This is a genomic window from Streptomyces sp. NPDC052396, from assembly GCF_044593195.1.
GTDB lineage: Bacteria > Actinomycetota > Actinomycetes > Streptomycetales > Streptomycetaceae > Streptomyces.
In genome coordinates, this window is the sequence record NZ_JBIUAW010000002.1 from 328037 (window position 1) to 349848 (window position 21812).

At 69.9% G+C, this 21812-nt stretch carries 22 protein-coding genes; 19 read left to right on the plus strand and 3 right to left on the minus strand.

The features are described from left to right. Positions 1-207: 207 nt before the first annotated feature. From ACIHFE_RS06550 to ACIHFE_RS06635, 18 genes are all read left to right on the plus strand, one after another. Positions 208-1323, plus strand: a complete 1116-nt coding sequence (locus tag ACIHFE_RS06550) for an LCP family protein (RefSeq protein WP_400104685.1) — start codon at positions 208-210, stop codon at positions 1321-1323. Between the two features lie 154 nt (positions 1324-1477). Beyond that, entirely contained in the window at positions 1478-1702 is a 225-nt protein-coding gene (gene rpmE, locus ACIHFE_RS06555; RefSeq protein WP_400104686.1) for a 50S ribosomal protein L31, read from the plus strand. Between the two features lie 105 nt (positions 1703-1807). Next, positions 1808-2887 (plus strand): peptide chain release factor 1, encoded by a 1080-nt coding sequence (prfA, locus tag ACIHFE_RS06560; protein WP_400104687.1) that lies wholly within the window; start codon positions 1808-1810, stop codon positions 2885-2887. A 42-nt stretch (positions 2888-2929) separates the two neighbouring features. Further along, positions 2930-3775: a peptide chain release factor N(5)-glutamine methyltransferase gene (prmC, locus tag ACIHFE_RS06565; RefSeq protein WP_400104688.1), complete on the plus strand. Its 846-nt coding sequence runs from the start codon at positions 2930-2932 to the stop codon at positions 3773-3775. Positions 3776-3827: 52 nt separating this feature from the next. Then, the gene (locus tag ACIHFE_RS06570) at positions 3828-4475 is read left to right on the plus strand and encodes an L-threonylcarbamoyladenylate synthase (RefSeq protein WP_400104689.1); all 648 of its coding nucleotides are present in this window, start codon (positions 3828-3830) and stop codon (positions 4473-4475) included. Beyond that, complete coding sequence (locus ACIHFE_RS06575) at positions 4472-5125, plus strand: protein-tyrosine-phosphatase (RefSeq protein ID WP_400104690.1); 654 nt, start codon at positions 4472-4474, stop codon at positions 5123-5125. The genes ACIHFE_RS06570 and ACIHFE_RS06575 overlap by 4 nt, the downstream gene beginning before the upstream one ends. Before the next feature lie 78 nt (positions 5126-5203). Then, complete coding sequence (gene glyA / locus ACIHFE_RS06580; protein ID WP_400104691.1) at positions 5204-6496, plus strand: serine hydroxymethyltransferase; 1293 nt, start codon at positions 5204-5206, stop codon at positions 6494-6496. A gap of 112 nt (positions 6497-6608) precedes the next feature. Further along, positions 6609-7904: an MraY family glycosyltransferase gene (locus tag ACIHFE_RS06585; RefSeq protein WP_400104692.1), complete on the plus strand. Its 1296-nt coding sequence runs from the start codon at positions 6609-6611 to the stop codon at positions 7902-7904. Between the two features lie 254 nt (positions 7905-8158). After that, positions 8159-8596, plus strand: coding sequence for a hypothetical protein (locus ACIHFE_RS06590; RefSeq protein ID WP_400104693.1), 438 nt, complete (start codon positions 8159-8161; stop codon positions 8594-8596). 279 nt (positions 8597-8875) lie between these two features. Next, positions 8876-9670 carry a F0F1 ATP synthase subunit A gene (atpB, locus tag ACIHFE_RS06595; RefSeq protein ID WP_400105026.1) on the plus strand — a complete coding sequence of 265 codons (795 nt, stop codon included), beginning with the start codon at positions 8876-8878 and terminating at the stop codon, positions 9668-9670. Positions 9671-9752: 82 nt separating this feature from the next. After that, positions 9753-10004, plus strand: a complete 252-nt coding sequence (gene atpE, locus ACIHFE_RS06600) for an ATP synthase F0 subunit C (protein ID WP_193553496.1) — start codon at positions 9753-9755, stop codon at positions 10002-10004. A 36-nt stretch (positions 10005-10040) separates the two neighbouring features. Continuing rightward, positions 10041-10601 (plus strand): F0F1 ATP synthase subunit B, encoded by a 561-nt coding sequence (locus tag ACIHFE_RS06605; protein ID WP_400104694.1) that lies wholly within the window; start codon positions 10041-10043, stop codon positions 10599-10601. Continuing rightward, positions 10598-11413 carry a F0F1 ATP synthase subunit delta gene (locus ACIHFE_RS06610; protein ID WP_400104695.1) on the plus strand — a complete coding sequence of 272 codons (816 nt, stop codon included), beginning with the start codon at positions 10598-10600 and terminating at the stop codon, positions 11411-11413. Before ACIHFE_RS06605 ends, ACIHFE_RS06610 begins: the two co-directional genes overlap by 4 nt. A 138-nt stretch (positions 11414-11551) precedes the next feature. Next, positions 11552-13123: a F0F1 ATP synthase subunit alpha gene (gene atpA, locus ACIHFE_RS06615; RefSeq protein WP_400104696.1), complete on the plus strand. Its 1572-nt coding sequence runs from the start codon at positions 11552-11554 to the stop codon at positions 13121-13123. Positions 13124-13125: 2 nt separating this feature from the next. Next, positions 13126-14046: a F0F1 ATP synthase subunit gamma gene (locus ACIHFE_RS06620; RefSeq protein WP_400104697.1), complete on the plus strand. Its 921-nt coding sequence runs from the start codon at positions 13126-13128 to the stop codon at positions 14044-14046. Then, positions 14047-15489 (plus strand): F0F1 ATP synthase subunit beta, encoded by a 1443-nt coding sequence (atpD, locus tag ACIHFE_RS06625; RefSeq protein ID WP_400104698.1) that lies wholly within the window; start codon positions 14047-14049, stop codon positions 15487-15489. A gap of 112 nt (positions 15490-15601) precedes the next feature. Continuing rightward, positions 15602-15979, plus strand: a complete 378-nt coding sequence (locus tag ACIHFE_RS06630; RefSeq protein WP_400104699.1) for a F0F1 ATP synthase subunit epsilon — start codon at positions 15602-15604, stop codon at positions 15977-15979. A 118-nt stretch (positions 15980-16097) separates the two neighbouring features. Further along, positions 16098-16547, plus strand: coding sequence for a DUF2550 domain-containing protein (locus ACIHFE_RS06635; RefSeq protein WP_400104700.1), 450 nt, complete (start codon positions 16098-16100; stop codon positions 16545-16547). Between the two features lie 35 nt (positions 16548-16582). Here the strand turns inward: ACIHFE_RS06635 and ACIHFE_RS06640 are convergent, their stop codons facing one another. The 3 genes from ACIHFE_RS06640 to ACIHFE_RS06650 form a co-directional block, all read right to left on the minus strand. Beyond that, the gene (locus ACIHFE_RS06640) at positions 16583-18982 is read right to left on the minus strand and encodes a glycosyl hydrolase family 18 protein (RefSeq protein ID WP_400104701.1); all 2400 of its coding nucleotides are present in this window, start codon (positions 18980-18982) and stop codon (positions 16583-16585) included. A gap of 36 nt (positions 18983-19018) precedes the next feature. After that, positions 19019-19675: a response regulator gene (locus tag ACIHFE_RS06645; RefSeq protein WP_400104702.1), complete on the minus strand. Its 657-nt coding sequence runs from the start codon at positions 19673-19675 to the stop codon at positions 19019-19021. An 81-nt stretch (positions 19676-19756) separates the two neighbouring features. Continuing rightward, positions 19757-20938 (minus strand): sensor histidine kinase, encoded by a 1182-nt coding sequence (locus ACIHFE_RS06650; protein ID WP_400104703.1) that lies wholly within the window; start codon positions 20936-20938, stop codon positions 19757-19759. 133 nt (positions 20939-21071) lie between these two features. On the opposite strand from ACIHFE_RS06650, the gene ACIHFE_RS06655 reads away from it, so the two are divergent. Further along, a complete protein-coding gene (locus ACIHFE_RS06655) occupies positions 21072-21608 on the plus strand; it encodes a hypothetical protein (protein WP_400104704.1) in 537 nt (178 codons plus the stop codon). The last annotated feature ends 204 nt before the right edge of the window (positions 21609-21812 follow it).

The following is a 21812-nucleotide window of genomic DNA, read 5'->3' on the forward strand; positions in this document are numbered from 1 at the left end:
CACATCCTGTCGATTGCGGAGAAATCGCAGGTGGCAGGGGGTGCGGTCGGCCGGGGAGGCCGTCGGGGCGCGGGCCGTTCTTAAGAAAGTCCTCACCTTCCGCTGTGCAACCCTGTCGCAGACCCCGCCGTCTGAGCTGGCGAACATCCGCCCGAATGACCGAGGCGGCAGGGGGCAGCAGCAAATCAGCGGAGGACTGAAGAGCGTATGGCTGACGACAGCAGGAGCACGCGGGCCGACTCGCGCCGTCGGGCCGGCCGGTCTCGCGGCCGCAGGCGCAAGCCCCCGGTCCGCCGCAAGGGCTGGCGAATAACCCTGTGGACGGCCGCCGCGCTGGTCGTCCTGGGCGGAGGCGGACTCGGCTTCGTCTACTTCAAGCTCAACGGCAACATCCATGGCGTGGACATCAATGCCGCGCTGGGCACCGACCGGCCGGAGAACGTCGACAACGGCTCGGAGGACATCCTGGTCCTCGGCTCCGACTCCCGGGCCGGCGCCAATGACGAGTACGGGGCCGACGAGGGCAGCGCCCGCTCCGACACCGCGATGATCGTCCACGTCTACGCGGGTCACAAGCAGGCCAGCGTGGTCAGCATCCCGCGGGACACCATGGTTCCCCGCCCCGAGTGCAAGGGCCCCGGCGGCAAGGTCGTCCCGGCCACCAGGCGGGCCCAGTTCAACGACGCCTACTCGGTGGGCGGCGCGGTCTGCGCGGTCAAGACGGTCGAGTCGATGACCGGTATCCGCATGGACCACTACCTGGAAGTGGACTTCACCGGCTTCAAGAAGCTCATCGACAAGCTGGGCGGCGTACCGGTGACCACCACCAAGGCCATCCACGACAACAAGAGCCACCTGGACCTGGCGGCCGGCACCCACACCCTCGACGGCGAGCAGTCGCTGGGCCTGGTGCGCACCCGGCACGGCGTGGGCGACGGCAGCGACCTGGGCCGGATCAAGCTCCAGCAGGCGTTCATCAAGGCCCTGATCGAGCGGGTGAAGTCGGTGGGCCTGTTCACCAGCCCCACCAAGCTCTACGGCCTCGCCGACACCGCCACCAGCGCCCTGACCACCGACTCCGACCTGGCCTCGGTGAACAAGCTGCTGGGCTTCGCCAACGGGCTCAAGGGCATCGGCAGCAGCGATATGCACATGGTGACGCTGCCGGTGGCCGCCGACCCCATCGACCCCAACCGGGTCGCCCCCATCCCGTCCGCCGCCAAGCAGGTCTGGCAGGCGCTGCACGACGACAAGCCCATTCCGGACGCCGCGCTCAAGGACGGCGCGGGCACCAAGACGGAAGCGGACGGCGTGGTGAAGTAGCCGGAACCGGCCGGGAGCACCGCCGGGAATACCGGCGGGCCACCCCCCGTTTTGGGGGACGCGGCCAGTACTGGCAAACTGGTACGTCGGCCCCGGTTCACGTCCGGCAATCCCGCTGTACGACCCGGAGCCCTCCCGAACCTAGGAGAATCCCTTGAAGCGCGACATCCACCCGGAGTACGTCGAGACCCAGGTCAGCTGCACCTGTGGCGCCTCGTTCACCACCCGTAGCACGATCTCCGGCGGCACCGTCCGCGCCGAAATCTGCTCCGAGTGCCACCCGTTCTACACGGGCAAGCAGAAGATCCTCGACACCGGTGGCCGTGTGGCGCGGTTCGAGGCCCGCTTCGGCAAGAACGCCGGGTCGGCCAAGAAGTAGCGACCCGCAGGCGCCGGTCGGCCGCCCCTCGTGCAACGGGAGGTGGCCGGACCGGCGCTTTGTCGTCCAGCAGGTCCGTCCAGTCCTTTCGCTTAGGGAATCTTGATGTTCGAGGCAGTCGAGGAACTCACCGGTGAGCACGCCGACCTCGAGAAGCGGCTCGCCGACCCCGCCGTGCACGCGGACCAGGCCAATGCCCGCAAGCTCAACAAGCGCTATGCGGAGCTGACCCCGATCGTCTCCGTCTACCGGTCCTGGAAGCGGACCGGCGACGACATCGAGACCGCCCGCGAGTTCGCCGCCGCCGACCCGGACTTCGCCGCCGAGGTCAAGGAGCTGGAGAAGCAGCGCGAGGAACTCACCGAGCGACTGCGCCTGCTGCTGGTCCCGCGCGACCCCAGCGACGACAAGGACGTCATCCTGGAGGTCAAGGCCGGCGCGGGCGGCGACGAGTCCGCTCTGTTCGCCGGCGACCTGCTGCGGATGTATCTGCGCTACGCCGAGCGGGTCGGCTGGAAGACCGAGATCATCGACGCCACCGAGTCCGAGCTGGGCGGCTACAAGGACGTCCAGGTCGCGGTGAAGACCAAGGGCGGCAACGGCGCCACCGAGCCCGGCCAGGGCGTCTGGGCCCGGCTGAAGTACGAGGGCGGGGTGCACCGCGTCCAGCGGGTGCCCGCCACCGAGTCCCAGGGCCGCATCCACACCTCCGCGGCCGGTGTGCTGGTCACGCCGGAGGCCGAGGAGATCGACGTCGAGATCAACCCCAACGACCTGCGGATCGACGTCTACCGCTCGTCCGGCCCCGGCGGCCAGTCGGTCAACACCACCGACTCCGCGGTGCGCATCACCCACCTGCCCACCGGGGTGGTCGCGTCCTGCCAGAACGAGAAGAGCCAGCTGCAGAACAAGGAGCAGGCGATGCGCATCCTGCGCTCCCGGCTGCTGGCCGCCGCGCAGGAGAAGGCCGAGGCCGAGGCCGCCGACGCGCGCCGCAGCCAGGTCCGTACCGTGGACCGCTCCGAGAAGATCCGGACGTACAACTTCCCGGAAAACCGGATCTCGGACCACCGGGTGGGCTTCAAGGCGTACAACTTGGACCAGGTGCTCGACGGCGACCTGGACGCGGTGATCCAGGCGTGCGTGGACGCCGACTCGGCGGCCAAGCTCGCGGCCGCCCAGTAACGCCCGCACGTTGGTCATGGAGCGCAACAGGAGGAAGGCCCAGTGAACCTGCTGCTCGCCGAGGTGGCACAGGCCACCCAGCGGCTGGCCGACGCCGGCGTACCCTCCCCGCGCTTCGACGCGGAGGAGCTCGCCGCCTGGGTGCACGGCGTCAAACGCGGTGCACTGCACCAGGTGGCGGACGCCGACTTCGACGCCCGCTACTGGGAGGTCATCGCCCGCCGCGAGGCCCGCGAACCCCTTCAGCACATCACCGGCCGGGCGTTCTTCCGCTACCTGGAGCTCCAGGTGGGCCCGGGAGTGTTCGTGCCCCGGCCGGAAACCGAGTCGGTGGTCGGCTGGGCCATAGACGCGGTACGCGCCATGGACGTGGTGGAGCCGCTGATCGTCGACCTGTGCACCGGCTCCGGCGCCATCGCCCTGGCCCTGGCCCAGGAGGTGCCCCGGTCCCGGGTGCACGCCGTGGAGCTGGACGAGGGGGCGCTGGCCTGGGCGCGCAAGAACATCGAGGGCTCCCGGGTGCAGCTGCACCACCAGGACGCCCTCCAGGCGCTCCCCGAGCTGGACGGACAGGTCGACCTGGTCATCAGCAACCCCCCGTACATCCCGCTCACCGAGTGGGAGTACGTCGCCCCCGAGGCCCGCGACCACGACCCGGAGCTGGCGCTGTTCTCCGGCGAGGACGGCCTGGACACCATCCGGGGCCTGGAGCGCACCGCCCACCGCCTGCTGCGCCCCGGCGGCGTGGTGGTCATCGAGCACGCCGACACCCAGGGCGGCCAGGTGCCGTGGATCTTCACCGAGGAGCGCGGCTGGGCCGACGCGGCCGACCACCCGGACCTGAACAACCGGCCCCGGTTCGCGACCGCGCGAAAGGCGATGCCGTGAGAACGGCAGCGGCAGCACAGACATTCATCCCGTACGAGGAGGTTGGCTAGAGATGGCACGGCGTTACGACTGCAGCGACGCGACCGACCGCAAGACCGGTCTGCGCGAAGCGGCCGCCGCGGTCCGCCGCGGCGAGCTGGTCGTGCTGCCCACCGACACCGTGTACGGCATCGGTGCGGACGCCTTCAGCCGCGAGGCCGTGGGCGACCTGCTGCAGGCCAAGGGCCGGGGCCGGGGTATGCCCTCGCCGGTCCTGGTCGGCTCCCCCAACACCCTGCACGGCCTGGTCACCGACTTCTCCGAGCAGGCCTGGGAACTGGTGGACGCCTTCTGGCCGGGCGCGCTCACCCTGGTCGCCAACCACCAGCCCTCGCTGACCTGGGACCTGGGCGAGACCCGGGGCACCGTGGCGGTGCGGATGCCGCTGCACCCGGTCGCCATCGAACTGCTCACCGAGTTCGGGCCGATGGCCGTCTCCAGCGCCAACCTCACCGGCCACCCGGCCCCGCAGACCTGTGACGCCGCCCAGGAGATGCTGGGCGACTCGGTCTCCGTCTACCTGGACGGCGGCGCCACCCCGGCCGATGTGCCGTCCTCCATCGTGGACGTCACCGGCAAGGTGCCCGTTCTGCTGCGCGCCGGCGCCATCAGCGCCGAGCAGCTCCGCGAGGTGGTACCCGAGCTCGAGGTGGCCAGTTGATCGCCCCGCAGGGGCGTGGCATAGCGGGACCGGAGCAGACCACCGACACCTTCCGCATCCTCCACGTCAGCACCGGCAACGTCTGCCGCTCGCCGATCACCGAGCGGCTGACCCGCCATGCCCTCAGCGAGCGCCTGGGCGACCCCCTGGCCGGCGGCCTGCTGGTGGAGAGTGCCGGGACCTGGGGGCATGAGGGAGCGCCCATGGAGGCGCACGCGGCCACCGTGCTGGCCGACTTCGGCGCCGACGCCCATGGCTTCACCGGCCGGGAGCTGCTGGACGAGCACGTCATCCGGGCCGACCTGGTGCTCACCGCCACCCGCGACCACCGCGCCCAGGTCATCTCCATGGGGCACTCGGCGGGCCTGCGCACCTTCACCCTCAAGGAGTTCACCCGGCTGGTACGGGCCATCGACCCGGCCACCCTGCCCGACCCGGAACACCCGGGCGGGATGGTCGAGCGCGCCCGGGCCCTGGTGCAGGCGGCCGCCGCGCTGCGCGGCTGGCTGCTGGCCCCGGACGCGGAGGCCGACGAGGTGCACGACCCCTATGGCGCCCCGATCACCTTCTTCCGCTCCATCGGCGATGAGATCAACCAGGCGCTGGACCCGGTGGTGACGGCGCTCACCGGCGTCCCCGCTCCGGCGTAGGCGCTGCATACGCCCGGCCACGGGCCTACATTGGGTGGTGAACACCCCTTTTGACGCGCCGACGCATCGGAGCCCACGATGCCCGTCACTCCCGCTCCGGTCAGGGCCGCCACCGCGGCCGACGTCTCCGTCACGGTTCCCGGCCGGGGGCCGGGCTTCGAGGCACTGGTCAGACAGGACCCCGAGGTCGCTGATGTGCTGCTCGGCGAGGAGGCCCGGCAGTCCTCCGGCCTCCAGCTGATCGCCGCCGAGAACTTCACCTCCCCCGCGGTGCTGGCCGCCCTGGGGTCCCCGCTGGCCAACAAGTACGCCGAGGGCTATCCCGGCCACCGCCACCACGGCGGCTGCGAGGTGGTCGACCAGGCCGAGCGCATCGCGGTGGAGCGGGCCAGGGCCCTGTTCGGCGCCGAACACGCCAATGTCCAGCCGCACTCCGGCTCCGCCGCGGTGCTGGCCGCCTATGCCGCGCTGCTCCGGCCCGGGGACCGGGTGCTGGCCATGGGACTGCGGGAGGGCGGGCACCTCACCCATGGCTCGCCCGCCAACTTCTCCGGCCGCTGGTTCCAGTTCACCGGCTACGGGGTGGACCGGCACACCGGCCTGATCGACTACGACCGGCTGCGCGCCCTGGCCCGTGAACAGCGGCCCCGGGCCATTGTCTGCGGCTCGATCTCCTACCCCCGGCACCTGGACTACGCCCTCTTCCGGGAGATCGCCGACGAGGTGGACGCCCGGCTGATCGTGGACGCCGCGCACCCCATCGGCCTGGTCGCCGGGGGAGCGGCGCCCAATCCGGTGCCCTACGCCGACGTGGTGTGCGCCACCACCCACAAGGTGCTGCGCGGGCCGCGCGGCGGGATGCTGCTGTGCGGGCAGCGGCTGGCGGAGCGGATCGACCGGGCGGTCTTCCCGTTCACCCAGGGCGGCGCCCAGATGCACACGGTGGCCGCCAAGGCGGTGGCCTTCGGCGAGGCCGCCACCCCGGCCTTCGCCGGCTATGCGCACCAGGTGGTGCGCAACGCCCGGACACTGGCCGCCGCGCTGGCCGAGCAGGGCCTGGCCATCGCCACCGGCGGCACCGACACCCATCTGATCACCGCCGATGTGGCCCCGCTGGGCCTGGAGGCCACCGCCGCCCGCGGCCGGCTGGCCGCCGCGGGCATCGTGCTGGACACCTGTGGCCTGGCCGCCCACGGGGCCACCAGGGGGCTGCGGCTGGGCACCGCGGCCATCACCACCCAGGGCATGGGCGAGCCCGAGATGGCCCGGGTGGCGGCGCTGCTGGGGGCCGCGCTGCGCGGCACCGAGGGGGTCCGTGCGGAGGTGGCGGAGCTGGTGCGACGCTTTCCGCCGCACCCTGTACGGTCCTGACCGGACGCAACCGCCGGGGGGTGGTGAACGTCGTTATCCGCATTCACGTGATACCGGTGTGCGCGCTTATGGTGGTGGGCTGTGATGTCCAGCGAGAACCCTGGGGCGGCCCGTGCGTGAATACCTGCTGACGCTGTGTGTCACCGCGGCGGTCACCTACCTGCTGACCGGCCCGGTTCGGAAGTTCGCGATCGTGGCCGGTGCCATGCCGGAGATCCGTGCGCGTGATGTGCACCGCGAACCCACCCCACGGCTCGGCGGCATCGCGATGTTCGGCGGGCTGTGCGCGGGACTGCTGGTGGCCGCGCACCTCTCCAGCCTCAAGCCGGTCTTCCAGTCCTCCAATGAGCCGCGGGCCCTGCTCTCCGGCGCCGGGCTGATCTGGCTGCTGGGTGTGCTGGACGACAAGTGGGGCGTGGACGCCCTGGTGAAGCTGGGCGGCCAGATGATCGCCGCGGGTGTGATGGTGCTCCAGGGCCTGACCATCCTGTGGCTGCCGCTGCCCGGGGTGGGCACGGTGGCGCTGACCCCGATGCAGGGCACCCTGCTGACCGTCGCCCTGGTGGTCATCACCATCAACGCGGTGAATTTCGTGGACGGCCTGGACGGCCTGGCCTCGGGCATGGTGTGCATCGCCGCGGCCGCGTTCTTCCTGTACGCCTACCGCCTCTGGTACGGCCACAACGTGGAGTCGGCCGCCCCGGCCGCGCTGTTCGCCATTGTGCTGATGGGCATGTGCCTGGGCTTCCTGCCACACAACATGCATCCCGCACGTATCTTTATGGGCGACTCGGGCTCGATGCTCATCGGGCTGGTGATGGCGGCGGGCGCCATCTCCATCACCGGCCAGCTGGACCCGGACGCGATAAGCCTGTTCACCGGCTCCGAGCGGGCCACCACCCAGAGCATGGTGCCGGTCTACATCCCGCTGCTGCTGCCGCTGACGGTGATCGCGGTGCCGGCCGCCGACCTGGTGCTGGCGGTGGTGCGGCGCACCTGGAACGGCCAGTCCCCGTTCGCGGCGGACCGCGGGCATCTGCATCACCGGCTGCTGCAGATCGGGCACTCGCACAGCCGCGCGGTGCTGATCATGTACTTCTGGTCGGCGCTGATCGCCTTTGGCACGGTGGCCTACTCGGTCCACTCGGGCAGCGGGTGGCTGTTGCTGCTGGTGGTGGCCTTCAGCGCGGTGGGCCTGGTGCTGCTGCTGATGCCCCGGTTCACCCCCCGGGTGCCCATCTGGGCGCAGTGGGCGGTCCCGCCGCGCTACCGCCGCAGGGCGCCCCAGGAGCACACCCCGTCCGAGCCGACGCCGGCCGACGAGGCCGCCACCGAGATGGGGCTGCACGGCTGCACCGCGGTGGGGGAGCGGCAGCGCTTCGCCTCGGTGCGCAAGGCCGACGGGTAGCCCGCGCCGGGGCTCGTACCAGAGGCTGGGCCGCCCGTCAGGCCAAGGTCGGGTGGCTTCACTCTTGCGTGTGATGGGCGGCACACGATATAGGTAAAGACCTCATCAAATAGTTTGTGATACCGTTCACTAAACCCGGTGGCTGAACGAAGGACCGTAGTGCGACGGCCCTTCGGTCACGAGTCCCTTCGTGCGCCCGGGATACCCTCGTCCCCGACGAATCGTTGCTTCCAACTCCGCCGGAGAGACCCTTCATGCAGGCCAACGACGCCCGAATGCCGGTTCAGTGCGCCGTGCCGACAGCTGCTGTCGGCGTTGTCGCCATTGCCGTAGGTTTCGCACTCGCCGGAGGCAAGGGGGCCATCGGTTCCGCCGTAGGCCTCCTGCTGACCCTCCTGGTGATGGGCGGGGGGCTGCTCGGCCTGCAGCGGTCGGCCAAGCAGTTCCCGCAGCTCTTCCAGGCCATGGGTCTGCTGCTGTACATGACCCAGTTCCTGTTTGTCGCGGTGTTCCTGATGGTGTTCAAGGGCACCACGCTCTTCAACTCCAAGGCCTTCGCCTTCTCGTTGCTGGCCGCGACGCTGACCTGGATCGCCGCTCAGGCACGCGCCTGGATGAAGGCGAAGATCTTCTACGTGGACCCGCAGTCCGCGGACGCCAAGAAGCCCACGCCCAGCGGCTCCCCCTCATGAGGGGTAGGGCCGAGATAAATGGGCGCGTGCTCACCTGCTATCGTCCGGTGCCATCTGAGGTGCAGCGGACGCGGATGACCGGATCCCCGATTTTTACGGACGAGAGCCGGACGTCGGCGCAGCTGATGCCCGTGATGCCTTTCGGCCACCGGCCGACCTGCCGCACCCCCATCCGTAAGACCAGTCCAGTGCCGTTCCGTGGCTGCATGCCGCGCCGACACAACGAGGTTGCCGTACCTATGCGCCACGCTGAAGGAGCTCGCGGTGAGTGCTGACCAGATGCTCGCCTTCGAGACCGATTGCCACATCTTCAACGGGTGCGGCTTCCCGGCCCCAGGGCTCCACTCGTTTGTCTTCGACCCGCTGTTCACCATCGGCGGGGTCGAGTTCAACAAGCCCATGCTGCTGGCTCTGTTGGGCTCTCTGGTGGTCGTCGGCTTCTTCTGGGCGGCCTTCGGCCGGGCCAAGGTGGTGCCGGGCAAGCTGCAGATGGTCGGTGAAGCCGGTTACGACTTCGTGCGCCGCGGCATCGTCTACGAGGCGCTCGGCAAGCGAGTGGGCGAGAAGTACGTCCCCTTCATGGTCTCGCTGTTCTTCTTCGTCTGGATCATGAACCTCTGGTCGATCATTCCGGTCGCCCAGTTCCCCGTGACGTCGATCATCGCCTACCCCGCCGGCCTGGCCGCGATCGTCTACATCATGTGGGTCAGCCTGACCTTCCGGAAGCACGGCTTCGTCGGTGGCTGGAAGAACATCACCGGCTACAACAAGGAGCTGGGCTGGGTTCTGCCGCTCATCGTGGTGATCGAGGCCCTGTCGAACCTGATCATCCGGCCCTTCACTCACGCGGTCCGGCTCTTCGCCAACATGTTCGCCGGCCACCTGCTGATCGTGATGTTCACCATCGCCAGCTGGTACCTGCTGAACGGCATCGGCATCGCCTACGCGGGCGCGTCGTTCCTGATGACGATCGCGATGACCGCCTTCGAGCTCTTCATCCAGGCCGTCCAGGCGTACATCTTCGTCCTCCTGGCCACCAGCTACATCCAGGGCGCGCTCTCCGAGCACCACTGAGCACCCCCGTCCCGCCCCAGTTCAACCCCTAACGTCCGGTGGCCAACCCCCATCGGTCCGTGAAAGAGAAGGAAGTAACGGCATGTCCGCTGCTCTCGACATGGTCAACCTCGCCTCCGACAAGGCCTTCACCGGCAGCGCCAGCGCCATCGGCTACGGCCTCGCCGCCATCGGCCCCGGCGTCGGCGTCGGCATCATCTTCGGCAACGGCACCCAGGCCCTGGCCCGTCAGCCCGAGGCGGCCGGTCTGATCCGCACCAACCAGATCATGGGCTTCGCCTTCTGTGAGGCGCTCGCCCTGATCGGCATCGTCATGGGCTTCGTCTTCAAGTAAGCCCATCGACCACCCTTTTCGACGAAAGGCACTGATGTGAACGCCCTGGTCATCCGGGCGGCCGAGGAAGCGGAGAACCCGCTCCTCCCGCCGATCCCAGAGCTTGTCATCGGCCTTATCGCCTTCCTCATCGTCTTCCTGTTCCTCGGCAAGAAGCTCCTCCCGAACCTCAACCGGGTTCTGGACGAGCGCCGGGCGGCCATCGAGGGCGGCATGGAGAAGGCCAAGGCAGCCCAGGACGAGGCTCAGCAGGCGCTCGAGGACTACCGGGCCCAGCTCGCCGACGCCCGCCACGAGGCCGCGCGGCTGCGCCAGGAGGCGCAGGAGCAGGGCGTCGCGCTGATCGCCGAGATGCGGGCCGAGGGCCAGCGGCAGCGTGAGGAGATCATCGCTGCCGGTCATGCCCAGATCGAGGCCGACCGCCAGGTCGCCGCGGCCACGCTCCGTCAGGACGTCGGCCAGCTGGCGATGGACCTGGCCGGCCGGATCGTCGGCGAGTCCGTCACGGACTCCGCCGTGCAGGGTCGCACCATCGACCGCTTCCTGGACGCCCTGGAGTCCAAGGCGGCCGAGCAGAAGACGGAGGCCGGCCGGTGAACGGAGCGAGCCGCGAAGCCCTGGCTTCCGCACGCGAGAGCTTCAACGCGCTGGCGGACAACACCGCCGTCGACGCCGAGAAGCTCGCCCAGGACCTTGCCGCCGTCACCGCGCTGCTCGACCGCGAGGTGTCGCTGCGCCGGGTCCTCACCGACCCGGCGCAGGCCGGCGAGGCCAAGGCCCAGCTGGCCACCCGCCTGCTGAGCGGTCAGGTCGGCGAGGAGTGCGCCGAGCTGGTGTCCGGTCTGGTCCGGTCCCGCTGGTCCTCCTCGCGCGACCTGGTGGACGCGCTGGAGGAACTGGCCGCGAGCGCCGAGCTGGTGGCCGCACAGCGGGCCGGTGCCCTGGACGACGTCGAGGACGAGCTGTTCCGCTTCAGCCGGATCGTCGGCTCGGACTCCGCCCTGCGTGCCGCGCTGACCGACAAGGTGGCCGCCCGGGCCGCCAAGGCGCAGCTGCTGCACAGCCTGCTGGGCGGCAAGGCGCACCCGGTCACCGAGCGCCTGGTCGTCCGACTGGTCACCGCCCCGCGAGGCCGTAGCCTGGAAGCGGGCCTCACCGCCCTCTCCAAGCTGGCGGCGGAGCGCCGGGACCGGATGGTCGCGGTGGTCACCTCGGCGGTGCCGCTGAGCGACGTCCAGAAGCAGCGCCTCGGCGACGCCCTGGCCGGGCTCTACGGACGCCGCGTCCACCTCAACCTGGACGTGGACCCCGAGATCCTCGGTGGTGTCCAGGTGCGGATCGGCGACGAGGTCATCAACGGTGCCATCGCCGAACGGCTCGCCGAAGCGGGCCGGCGGATGGCCGGCTGACCAGCCACCAACTCAAGAGCAGTACTGACGGCCCGAGTTGGGCCGTCCTGCGGGTCACGCGGCGCCAGCCGCTGATGGGACACAGTGCCCCGCAGGCAAGAAATACTTCGGGCCCAACAAGGAGAGCAGGGAACCCAGATGGCGGAGCTCACGATCCGGCCGGAGGAGATCCGGGACGCGCTGGAGAACTTTGTCCAGGCGTACAAGCCGGACGCGGCCTCGCGCGAGGAGGTCGGTACGGTCAGCGTTGCCGGCGACGGCATCGCGAAGGTCGAGGGCCTTCCCTCGGCCATGGCGAACGAACTGCTGAAGTTCGAGGACGGCACCCTCGGCCTCGCCCTCAACCTCGAGGAGCGCGAGATCGGTGCGGTCGTCCTCGGTGAGTTCAGCGGCATCGAGGAGGGCCAGCCGGTGCAGCGCACCGGTGAGGTGCTCTCCGTCGGTGTGGGCGAGGGCTACCTCGGCCGCGTCGTCGACCCGCTGGGCAACCCGATCGACGGCCTCGGCGAGATCAAGACCGAGGGCCGCCGCGCCCTCGAACTGCAGGCGCCCGGCGTCATGGTCCGCAAGTCGGTCCACGAGCCGATGGAGACGGGCTACAAGGCCGTCGACGCGATGACCCCGATCGGCCGTGGCCAGCGTCAGCTGATCATCGGCGACCGCCAGACCGGCAAGACCGCCCTGGCGATCGACACGATCATCAACCAGCGTGCCAACTGGCGCACCGGCGACCCCAACAAGCAGGTCCGCTGCATCTACGTCGCCATCGGCCAGAAGGGCTCCACCATCGCCGCGGTCCGCGGCGCCCTGGAGGAGGCCGGCGCCCTGGAGTACACGACCATCGTCGCGGCTCCGGCGTCCGACCCGGCGGGCTTCAAGTACCTGGCCCCCTACACCGGTTCCGCCATCGGCCAGCACTGGATGTACCAGGGCAAGCACGTCCTGATCGTCTTCGACGACCTGTCCAAGCAGGCCGACGCCTACCGTGCCGTCTCGCTGCTGCTGCGCCGTCCGCCGGGCCGTGAGGCCTACCCGGGCGACGTCTTCTACCTGCACTCCCGTCTGCTGGAGCGCTGCGCCAAGCTCTCCGACGAGATGGGCGCCGGTTCCATGACCGGTCTGCCGATCGTCGAGACCAAGGCCAACGACGTCTCGGCGTTCATCCCGACCAACGTCATCTCCATCACCGACGGCCAGTGCTTCCTGGAGTCCGACCTGTTCAACGCGGGCCAGCGCCCGGCGCTGAACGTCGGTATCTCGGTGTCCCGAGTCGGTGGCTCCGCCCAGCACAAGGCCATGCGCCAGGTCTCCGGCCGACTGCGTGTGGACCTCGCCCAGTTCCGTGAGCTGGAGGCGTTCGCCGCCTTCGGTTCCGACCTGGACGCGGCCTCCAAGGCGGCCCTGGAGCGCGGCAAGCGCATGGTCGAGCTGCTGAAGCAGACCCAGTACGCCCCGTACGCCACCGAGGACCAGGTCGTCTCCATCTGGGCCGGCACCACCGGCAAGATGGACGACGTTCCGGTCGAGGACATCCGTCGCTTCGAGCGTGAGCTGCTCGACTTCCTGCACCAGAGCCACAAGGGCCTGATGACCAGCATCGTCGAGGGCGGCAAGATGTCCGACGACACGCTGCAGGCCCTGGGCGACGCGGTGGAGTCCTTCAAGCAGCGGTTCGAGACGTCGGGCGGCAAGCTGCTGGGCGAGGGCTGAGCATGGGTGCCCAGCTCCGGGTCTACAAGAGGCGGATCAAGTCCGTCTCCGCGACCAAGAAGATCACCAAGGCGATGGAGATGATCGCCGCCTCGCGCATCGTCAAGGCACAGCGCCAGGTGGCCGCGTCCACTCCGTACGCCAGTGAGCTCACCCGGGCAGTGACCGCGGTTGCCACCGGGTCGAACACCAAGCACCCGCTGACGACCGAGGCGGAGAACCCGGTCCGGGCCGCGGTCCTGCTCGTCACGAGCGACCGTGGTCTGGCCGGCGGCTACTCCTCCAACGCCATCAAGGCGGCGGACAAGCTCACCGAGCGGCTGCGCGCGGAGGGCAAGGAGGTCGTCCACTACATCATCGGCCGCAAGGGCGTGTCGTACTACGGGTTCCGTGAGCGTCCGGTGGTGGACAGCTGGACCGGCTTCACGGACAGCCCGACCTACGCCGATGCCAAGAAGGTGGCCGACCCGCTGATCCAGGCCGTCCTGACGGACACGGCCGAGGGCGGCGTGGACGAACTGCACATCGTCTTCACGGAGTTTGTGTCGATGATGACGCAGAACCCGGTCGAGAAGCGGCTGCTGCCGCTCAGCCTGGAGGCGACGGAGGAAGAGACCGAGACGGCGAAGGACAAGATCCTTCCGCTGTTCGACTTCGAGCCGTCGGACGAGGGCGTGCTCGACGCGCTGCTGCCGCGCTATGTCGAGTCCCGGGTCTACAACGCGCTGCTGCAGGCCGCGGCTTCCGAGCACGCGGCCCGCCGCCGGGCGATGAAGTCCGCGACCGACAACGCGGAAGAGCTCATCAAGTCGCTCAAGCGGCTTGCCAACGCGGCCCGACAGGCCGACATCACCCAGGAAATCAGCGAGATCGTCGGTGGCGCGAGTGCCCTGGCCGACGCGACCGCGGGGAGTGACCGATAAATGACCACCACTGTTGAGACGGCTGCTGCGGCGGGCCGCGTCGCACGGGTCATCGGCCCCGTCGTCGACGTGGAGTTCCCCGTCGACGCGATGCCGGAGATCTACAACGCGCTGACCGTCGAGGTCTCCGACCCGGCCGAGGCCGGCAAGAAGAAGACCCTGACCCTGGAGGTCGCGCAGCACCTGGGCGAGGGCCTGGTGCGCGCCATCTCCATGGAGCCCACCGACGGCCTGGTCCGCCAGGCCGCGGTGACCGACACCGGTGAGGGCATCACCGTGCCGGTCGGCGATGTCACCAAGGGCCGGGTGTTCAACACCCTGGGCCGCATCCTCAATGACCCCGAGGCCGAGGCCGAGGTCACCGAGCGCTGGTCCATCCACCGCAAGGCCCCGGCGTTCGACCAGCTCGAGTCCAAGACCGAGATGTTCGAGACCGGTCTGAAGGTCGTCGACCTGCTCACCCCGTATGTCAAGGGTGGAAAGATCGGTCTGTTCGGTGGTGCCGGTGTCGGCAAGACCGTGCTGATCCAGGAAATGATCATGCGTGTGGCGAAGCTGCACGAAGGTGTTTCCGTGTTCGCCGGCGTCGGTGAGCGCACCCGTGAGGGCAACGACCTCATCCAGGAAATGGAAGAGTCGGGCGTTCTGGACAAGACCGCGCTGGTCTTCGGTCAGATGGACGAGCCCCCGGGCACCCGTCTGCGCGTGGCCCTGGCCGGTCTGACCATGGCGGAGTACTTCCGCGATGTGCAGAAGCAGGACGTGCTGTTCTTCATCGACAACATCTTCCGCTTCACCCAGGCCGGTTCCGAGGTGTCGACCCTGCTCGGCCGGATGCCCTCCGCGGTGGGCTACCAGCCGAACCTGGCCGACGAGATGGGTCTCCTCCAGGAGCGCATCACCTCGACCCGTGGTCACTCGATCACCTCGATGCAGGCGATCTACGTCCCCGCGGACGACCTGACCGACCCGGCTCCGGCGACCACCTTCGCCCACCTGGACGCCACCACGGTGCTCTCCCGTCCGATCTCGGAGAAGGGCATCTACCCGGCGGTGGACCCGCTGGACTCCACCTCCCGCATCCTGGACCCGCGTTACATCGCGCAGGACCACTACGAGGCCGCTCGCCGCGTCATCGGGATCCTGCAGAAGTACAAGGACCTCCAGGACATCATCGCCATCCTCGGCATCGACGAGCTCGGCGAAGAGGACAAGCTGGTCGTGCACCGTGCCCGCCGGGTGGAGCGCTTCCTGTCGCAGAACACCCACGCGGCGAAGCAGTTCACCGGTGTCGACGGTTCGGACGTCCCGCTGGACGAGTCCATCGCGGCGTTCAACGCCATCTGCGACGGTGAGTTCGACCACTTCCCGGAGCAGGCGTTCTTCATGTGCGGTGGTCTTGAGGACCTGAAGAACAACGCCAAGGAGCTGGGCGTCTCCTGAGCCTTGTGCTCTGACGGCCGGGGGCGGGGCGGCCCCGCCCCCGGTCCGTACGTCCCCTATTCTTTGACCCAACGCCTGCCTGCCCGGCAGGTGTCCAACCCGAGGAGCCACGTTGGCTGCTGAGCTGCACGTCGAGCTGGTCGCGGCGGACCGGAGCGTCTGGTCCGGCAAGGCCACCCTGGTCATCGCGCGTACCACATCGGGTGACATCGGCGTCATGCCCGGCCACCAGCCGCTGCTCGGTGTGCTGGAGTCCGGCCCGGTGACCATCCGGACCACGGACGGCGGCGCCGTCGTCGCCGCGGTGCACGGCGGGTTCATCTCCTTCGCGGACGACAAGCTCTCGCTGCTCGCGGAGGTCGCGGAGCTGGCGGACGAGATCGACGTCCAGCGCGCGGAGCGGGCGCTGGACCGTGCCAAGTCGGATGCCGACGCGGCCGCCGAGCGACGCGCGTCCGTCCGGCTGCGTGCGGTCACGGGCGTTCACTAGCCCGGGACTGGACCAAGAACATCCCTCAGCCGCGGGCCGCCTGGAACAATCCAGAGCGGTCCGCGGCTGAGGCAATACAGGTGCGGTTGCTCTGGATCATGCGAGGAGGTCGGTGGTGATGGTCCTCGCTCTGCTGGTGAGCGGCATCGTCGTGCTGCTGGTTCTGCTGGGTCTGTTTGTCTTCGGCCTGCGCCGGCGGCTCATCCAGCGGTCGGGCGGCACCTTCGACTGCAGCCTGCGCTGGAACGTTCCCGAGGAGCCGGCCGATCCGGCGGGCAAGGGCTGGGTGTACGGCGTCGCCCGCTACAACGGTGACCGGATCGAGTGGTTCCGGGTGTTCTCCTACGCCCCCCGGCCGCGCCGGGTACTGGAACGCGCCTGTATCGAGGTGCGGGAGCGGCGGATGCCGCATGGCGAGGAGGAACTGGCGCTGCTGTCCGACGCGGTGGTGCTGGTCTGTCTGCACCGCGGCACGCGCCTGGAGCTGGCGATGAGCGAGGACGCGCTCACCGGCTTCCTGGCCTGGCTGGAGGCGGCGCCGCCCGGGCAGCGAGTGAACGTGGCGTAGGGGCCCGGGGCCTGGCCCCGGACCCCAGGTGGTGACTACCGCAGTCCGTTGTCCAGCGCGGTCATCAGCGTGCCGCTGTCCCCGGACATCTCCCAGATCATCGCCCCGCCCAGGCCCTTGGACTTCAGCCAGGCGGTCTTCTTGGCGATGGACCAGGCGTCGTCGAAGGTCCACCACTGGCCGTTGTCACCGGTGAACCCATAGGTGGCGACCGCCTGTTCATCGTGGTAGACGGTCAGGTCCGGGACGGAAGCGATCAGGTTGTCATAGCCCCGGGTCCCGGACTCCTCCGGGAACTGCCCCGGTGCGGCCCCATTGGCCTGCTGCCAGGCGCCATGCGCGCCGCCGTCCGCCACCTGCTGCCAGCCCCGGCCGTAGAAGGCCAGCCCCAGAGCCAGCTTCCGGGGGTCGACCCCGGCGTCCAGATAGGTCTGGACGGTGTTCGCCACACTGAACTTGGTGGTACCGGGGTCCTTGGGGTCCTGGTAGAGGTTCCCCTGGTGCCCGGTGCGCTTGGGCTCCCAGCTGTTGTCGCTGCCGGAGCCATGGAAGTCATAGCCCTGGACATTGGCGTAGTCCATGGAGTCGAAGACATTGGGCTTGCCGGCGGTGATCTCCCAGCCGGCCGCGAGCTTCGCCGGGTCGGCCGGAGTGAAGGCCGACAGCAGGTACTTCTTGCCGGTGGTGGCGCTCAGCGCGTCCAGCTGCTTGCGGAACTCGGCGAACAGCAGGGTGTTGTTGGCCTTGTCGTCCTTGGAGACATGGTTGCCGGGGTGGCCGTCCGAGCCGGGCCACTCCCAGTCGATGTCAAAGCCGTCGAACACCCCGGCCGCGGTCCCGTCGCCGCCGCGGCCGTTGCTGACCGGCAGATTGCCCTTGATGTACATGTCGATACAGGACTTCACAAACTTCTGCCGGGAGGCGTCGGTCCTGGCGACATCGGAGAAGTACTTGCTGTAGGTCCAGCCGCCGATCGAGATCAGCGTCCGGAGCCGGGGGTACTTGGCCTTGAGCTTCTTCAGCTGGTTGAAGTTGCCGGCCAGCGGCTGGTCCCAGGTGTCGGCCACGCCGTCCACCGCATCACCGGCGCCGAAGCCCTTCTCGTAGTCCGCCCAGGAATCCCCGGCGCCATCACCCTGGCTGGGGTCCTCCGGGTTGGAGCTGGTGGCCTTGGTGACGCCATTGAGACAGGTGAGGTTGTTGGGATCGATATTGGAGAAGGCGTAGTTGAGCTGGGTGAGCTTGGCCGCCGCGCCCGTGGTGTCCAGGGACTTCACCGTGTATCCCCGGCCGTAGATGCCCCACTGGACAAAGTAGCCGATCTTGGAGAATCCGCCCGGCTGCCCCTGGCCGCCGGTGGTCCGTACCGTCAGCGCGGCGCTGGCCGGGCCGGTCTGGCCGGCGTTGTCCCGGGCCAGCACGGTGTAGGTGTAGTCGGTGCCGGGGGTCAACCCGGTGTCGTTATAGGTGGTTTGGGCGGTGGTGCCCACCTTGGTGGTGCCCCGGTAGATGTCGTAGTTCTTGATGCCCTTGTCCGCGGATGCGGCCGTCCAGCCGAGAGTTATCGAGGTGTCGGTGACGGCGGTGGCCTGTGGGGTGCCGGGTGTGGAGGGCGGCTGGTCGGAACCGCTCCTGGTGGTGCGGAAGGCGGCCGCCGGGCTCGCCGGTCCGGTCCGGTCGTCGAGATCGCGGGCCACCACCGTATAGCTGTACTCGGTGTCCGGGGTCAGCCCGCTGTCGGTGTAGGCGAGTTCGGCCACCGTGGCGACCTTGATGGTGCCCCGGTAGACGTCGTAGTCCTTGATTCCCTTGGTGTCGGTGGCCGCCGCCCACTTCAGCGAGATGCTGGTGGCGCTGATCGCGGTGGACTCCGGCCGGCCCGGGGCGCTGGGCGGGGTGCCGGTGGAAGAGCCGTCGCAGGAGCCGCCGTTGAGCTTGCAGCCGGACGGGGCGCCGGCACCCGAGGCGACAAAGCCGAAGCTGACGCTGGCGCCGGGCGCCAGAGTGCCGTTGTACTCACGGTTCTTGGCGCTGTAGTGCGAGCCGGAACCGGTGACCAGGGCGTCCCAGTAGGCGCCCACGGTGGTGGTGGCGGGCAGATCCCACTCCACCGTCCAGCCGTTGAGGGTGGTGCTGCCGGTGTTCTTGACCGTCCACTGCCCCTGGTAACCGGTGCCCCAGTCGGAGGTCCTGGCGAAGGTGGCGGTGGCGGCCGGGCCGTCCTTGAGGCGGGGCGGGCCGCTTTGGCCATGGGCCGGCGCGGCGAGGCCGACAAGCGCCGCGGCGGGCAGCAGGAACGCGGCGAAAGCCGCGGGGATTCTGAGGTTCAAGGGTGCTCCTTGAAGAGGTCCGGATGGTGGGGAGTAGGTGGGGGTTCCGTGACCTGTGCGCCGCCGGTTGAGCGAGTGGATGCCGGGGGGTGCGGGTTCAACCATGCGGTGAAGGGAGCGTAAAAAGGTCTGTACCAACGGTCAAGAGGTCTGGACCATACCCAACTCCTGGGCCAGCACCGCCGCTTGCACCCTGCTGCGCAGCCCGAGCTTGGGCAGCAGCCGGCTGACATGCGTCTTCACCGTGGCCTCGGCCATGCCCAGCCGTGCGCCGACCTCCGCGTTGGACAGTCCCTCGCCCAGTGCGGCCAGCACCTGGCGTTCCCGGGGCGTCAGCGCGTCCAGCACCGTGGCCCGGGCCGGGGGAGCCGGGGCGCGCCGGGCGAACTCGGCGATCAGCCGGCGGGTCACCGCGGGGGAGATCAGGCCCTCGCCGCGCGCCACCGTCCGTACCGCCGCCACCAGTTCGGCGGCCTCGGCGTTCTTCAGCAGAAAGCCGGCCGCGCCGGCCCGCAGCGCCCCGAAGACATACTCATCGAGGTCGAAGGTGGTCAGGACCAGCACGTCCGCCAGCTGCTCGGAGGTGATCACCCGGGTCGCCGAGACGCCGTCCAGCCGCGGCATCCGGACGTCCATCAGCACCAGATCGGGGCGCAGCCGCCGGGTGAGGCGGATGGCCTCCTCGCCGTCCGCGGCCTCACCGGCCACCTCGATGCCGGGGGCCGAGCGCAGGATCAGCACCAGTCCCGAGCGGACGGCCGCTTGGTCATCGGCTACCAGGACACGGATGTCGTTCATCGGGTCTCTCCTTCCACGACGCCCCACCGGGGGCGCGCTCCTCGCGGTCGCTGTACCGCCGGCGTGACACGGCGGGCGCCCTCACCCGCCCGGCAATCCCTCATCGGCCAGCGGCAGTTCCGCCTGGACCCGCCACCGGCCGCCGGCGGGTCCGGCCGTGAGCGAGCCGCCCACCAGGGCGACCCGCTCACGCATGCCGGTCAGCCCGGCACCGGCGCCCGGTGCCCGGGGTCCGTTCATGGCGCCCAGCGCACTGGTGACCCGGACGGTCAGCCGGCCGTCGCCGCCGAGGAGGGCCACCGTCACCGGGCCGGGCGCCGCGTGTTTGACCGCGTTGGTGAGCGACTCCTGGACGATGCGGTACGCGGCCAGCTCCACCGGCGCCGGCAGCGGGCCCGCTCCCCGCTCGTCCCGTAGGACGAAGCGGAACCGCCGGTCCACCACGGCGGCCCGGGCCCGGGCCAGCAGCGCGTCCAGGCCGTCCAGGGTGGGCCGGATGGCCGGCTCCTCGTCCCCGGGCTGCCGCAACACCCCGATCAGGCGCTTCATCTCGGCCAGCCCCCGCACACTGTTCTCCCGGATCACCCCCAGCGCCTCCCGGGAGGCTGCCGCCTCGCCGATGGACAGCGCCGCGGTGGAGTGCAGGGCGATGGCGGACAGATGGCCGGCGATCACATCATGCAGCTCGCGGGCCATCCGGGCGCGCTCCGCGCCCACCGCCTCGCGCCGGTCCAACTCGGCCAGCAGCGCGGTGCGTTCGGCCGCGAGCAGGGCCGCCTCGGCGGCGTCCCGGTGCCGCCGCACCCCCACCCCGGTCCAGGCGGGGACGGCGGTGAGCACCCCCAGCGTCACCCCGATCAGCACCGCCGGCGGCCGGCGGATCAGCGCGATGGCCACCAGCGTGCCCAGCACGGTGACCAGCTCGGCGAGGCGCGGGACGACCCGGCCGGCGGCCGGCGAACCGTAGAGCACCGCCGCGTAGACCAGGTCGGTGTACATCACCCAGGTGGCCAGCAGACCGCCGGTGGTCACATCGAGCGCCAGCACCGCCGTCCCCAGGGCGAGCGCGGCCAACGGGGCGCTCCGGCGCAGGACTTCGGCCCCGGCCATCACCAGCAGCCAGACCAGCGCCAGCCGCCGGGAGGTGCCCAGCGGCCCGCCGTTGACCAGCCCCAGCAGGTACAGCAGCAGCCCGCCGGCCAGTCCGGCGGCCGCGATCAGCAGGTCGGTGGCCCGGGGGCGACGCGGCAGACGGACGGGCATGGCTCCATCTCAGCACGTCACACGGGTGCGGCCGTACATCGAAGGATGCAGGCGGAAATCCTCTCGGCCGACGAGGACCGGCCCCGGATGACCGGCGAGCCTGGAGGAAGGCGACTGAGAGAGGGGCGGTGCCGTGATCGTCACGCTGATCGTGATCTGTGAGGCCGGCTTCTGGGTGCTGCTGGCCGCCGGTCTGAGCCTGCGCTATCTGGCCAGGAAGCCCCGGGCCGGGGCGGCGGTGCTGCTGCTGGAACCGGTGCTGGAACTGGTGCTGCTCATCGCCACCGCGGTCGATCTGCGCGGAGGCGCCACGGCCGACTGGAAGCACGGCCTGGCGGCGGTCTACATCGGCTACTCGGCCGGCCTGGGCCACGCCACCCTGACCTGGGTGGACCAGCGCTTCGCCCACCGCTTCGCGGGCGGCCCGCCGCCGGTGAAGCCACCGAGGTACGGGGCCGCGCGGACGGTGCACGAGTGGAAGGTGGCGGGTCAGTGGGTGCTGGCCGCCACCGTCGCGCTGGCCCTGCTCCAGGCGGCCGTCTGGTACGTGGGCGGCTCCGGGGACACCAGTTCGCTGCGGGCCTGGCAGGGGAAGATGCTGCTGGTGATCGGCATCAACCTGGTGATCGCGCTCAGCTACACCATCTGGCCCAGGCGGGCGAGGAACTGACCGACCGGCTGCTCAGCGGTTCTCGCCGGGCACCCACAGCACGTCCCCGAGCTCCTTGTTCGCCGTCCGCGCAAGGATGCTGCATTTTTCCGGGGGATAACCCCCGGACCCCCAGCCGGGCCGGGGCGCGCCGTAGGTCAGCGGTTCTCGCCGGGCACCCAGAGGACGTCCCCGAGCTCCTTGTTCGCCGTCCGCGCAAGGATG

Coding starts and splice junctions, on each gene's coding strand:
- ACIHFE_RS06550 (WP_400104685.1), top strand. CDS start 208: ATGGCTGACGACAGCAGGAGCACGCGGGCCGACTCGCGCCGTCGGGCC.
- prfA (WP_400104687.1), top strand. CDS start 1,808: ATGTTCGAGGCAGTCGAGGAACTCACCGGTGAGCACGCCGACCTCGAG.
- ACIHFE_RS06570 (WP_400104689.1), top strand. CDS start 3,828: ATGGCACGGCGTTACGACTGCAGCGACGCGACCGACCGCAAGACCGGT.
- glyA (WP_400104691.1), top strand. CDS start 5,204: ATGCCCGTCACTCCCGCTCCGGTCAGGGCCGCCACCGCGGCCGACGTC.
- ACIHFE_RS06590 (WP_400104693.1), top strand. CDS start 8,159: ATGCAGGCCAACGACGCCCGAATGCCGGTTCAGTGCGCCGTGCCGACA.
- atpB (WP_400105026.1), top strand. CDS start 8,876: ATGCTCGCCTTCGAGACCGATTGCCACATCTTCAACGGGTGCGGCTTC.
- atpE (WP_193553496.1), top strand. CDS start 9,753: ATGTCCGCTGCTCTCGACATGGTCAACCTCGCCTCCGACAAGGCCTTC.
- atpA (WP_400104696.1), top strand. CDS start 11,552: ATGGCGGAGCTCACGATCCGGCCGGAGGAGATCCGGGACGCGCTGGAG.
- ACIHFE_RS06620 (WP_400104697.1), top strand. CDS start 13,126: ATGGGTGCCCAGCTCCGGGTCTACAAGAGGCGGATCAAGTCCGTCTCC.
- atpD (WP_400104698.1), top strand. CDS start 14,047: ATGACCACCACTGTTGAGACGGCTGCTGCGGCGGGCCGCGTCGCACGG.
- ACIHFE_RS06635 (WP_400104700.1), top strand. CDS start 16,098: ATGGTCCTCGCTCTGCTGGTGAGCGGCATCGTCGTGCTGCTGGTTCTG.
- ACIHFE_RS06640 (WP_400104701.1), bottom strand. CDS start 18,982: ATGGTTGAACCCGCACCCCCCGGCATCCACTCGCTCAACCGGCGGCGC.
- ACIHFE_RS06645 (WP_400104702.1), bottom strand. CDS start 19,675: ATGAACGACATCCGTGTCCTGGTAGCCGATGACCAAGCGGCCGTCCGC.
- ACIHFE_RS06650 (WP_400104703.1), bottom strand. CDS start 20,938: ATGCCCGTCCGTCTGCCGCGTCGCCCCCGGGCCACCGACCTGCTGATC.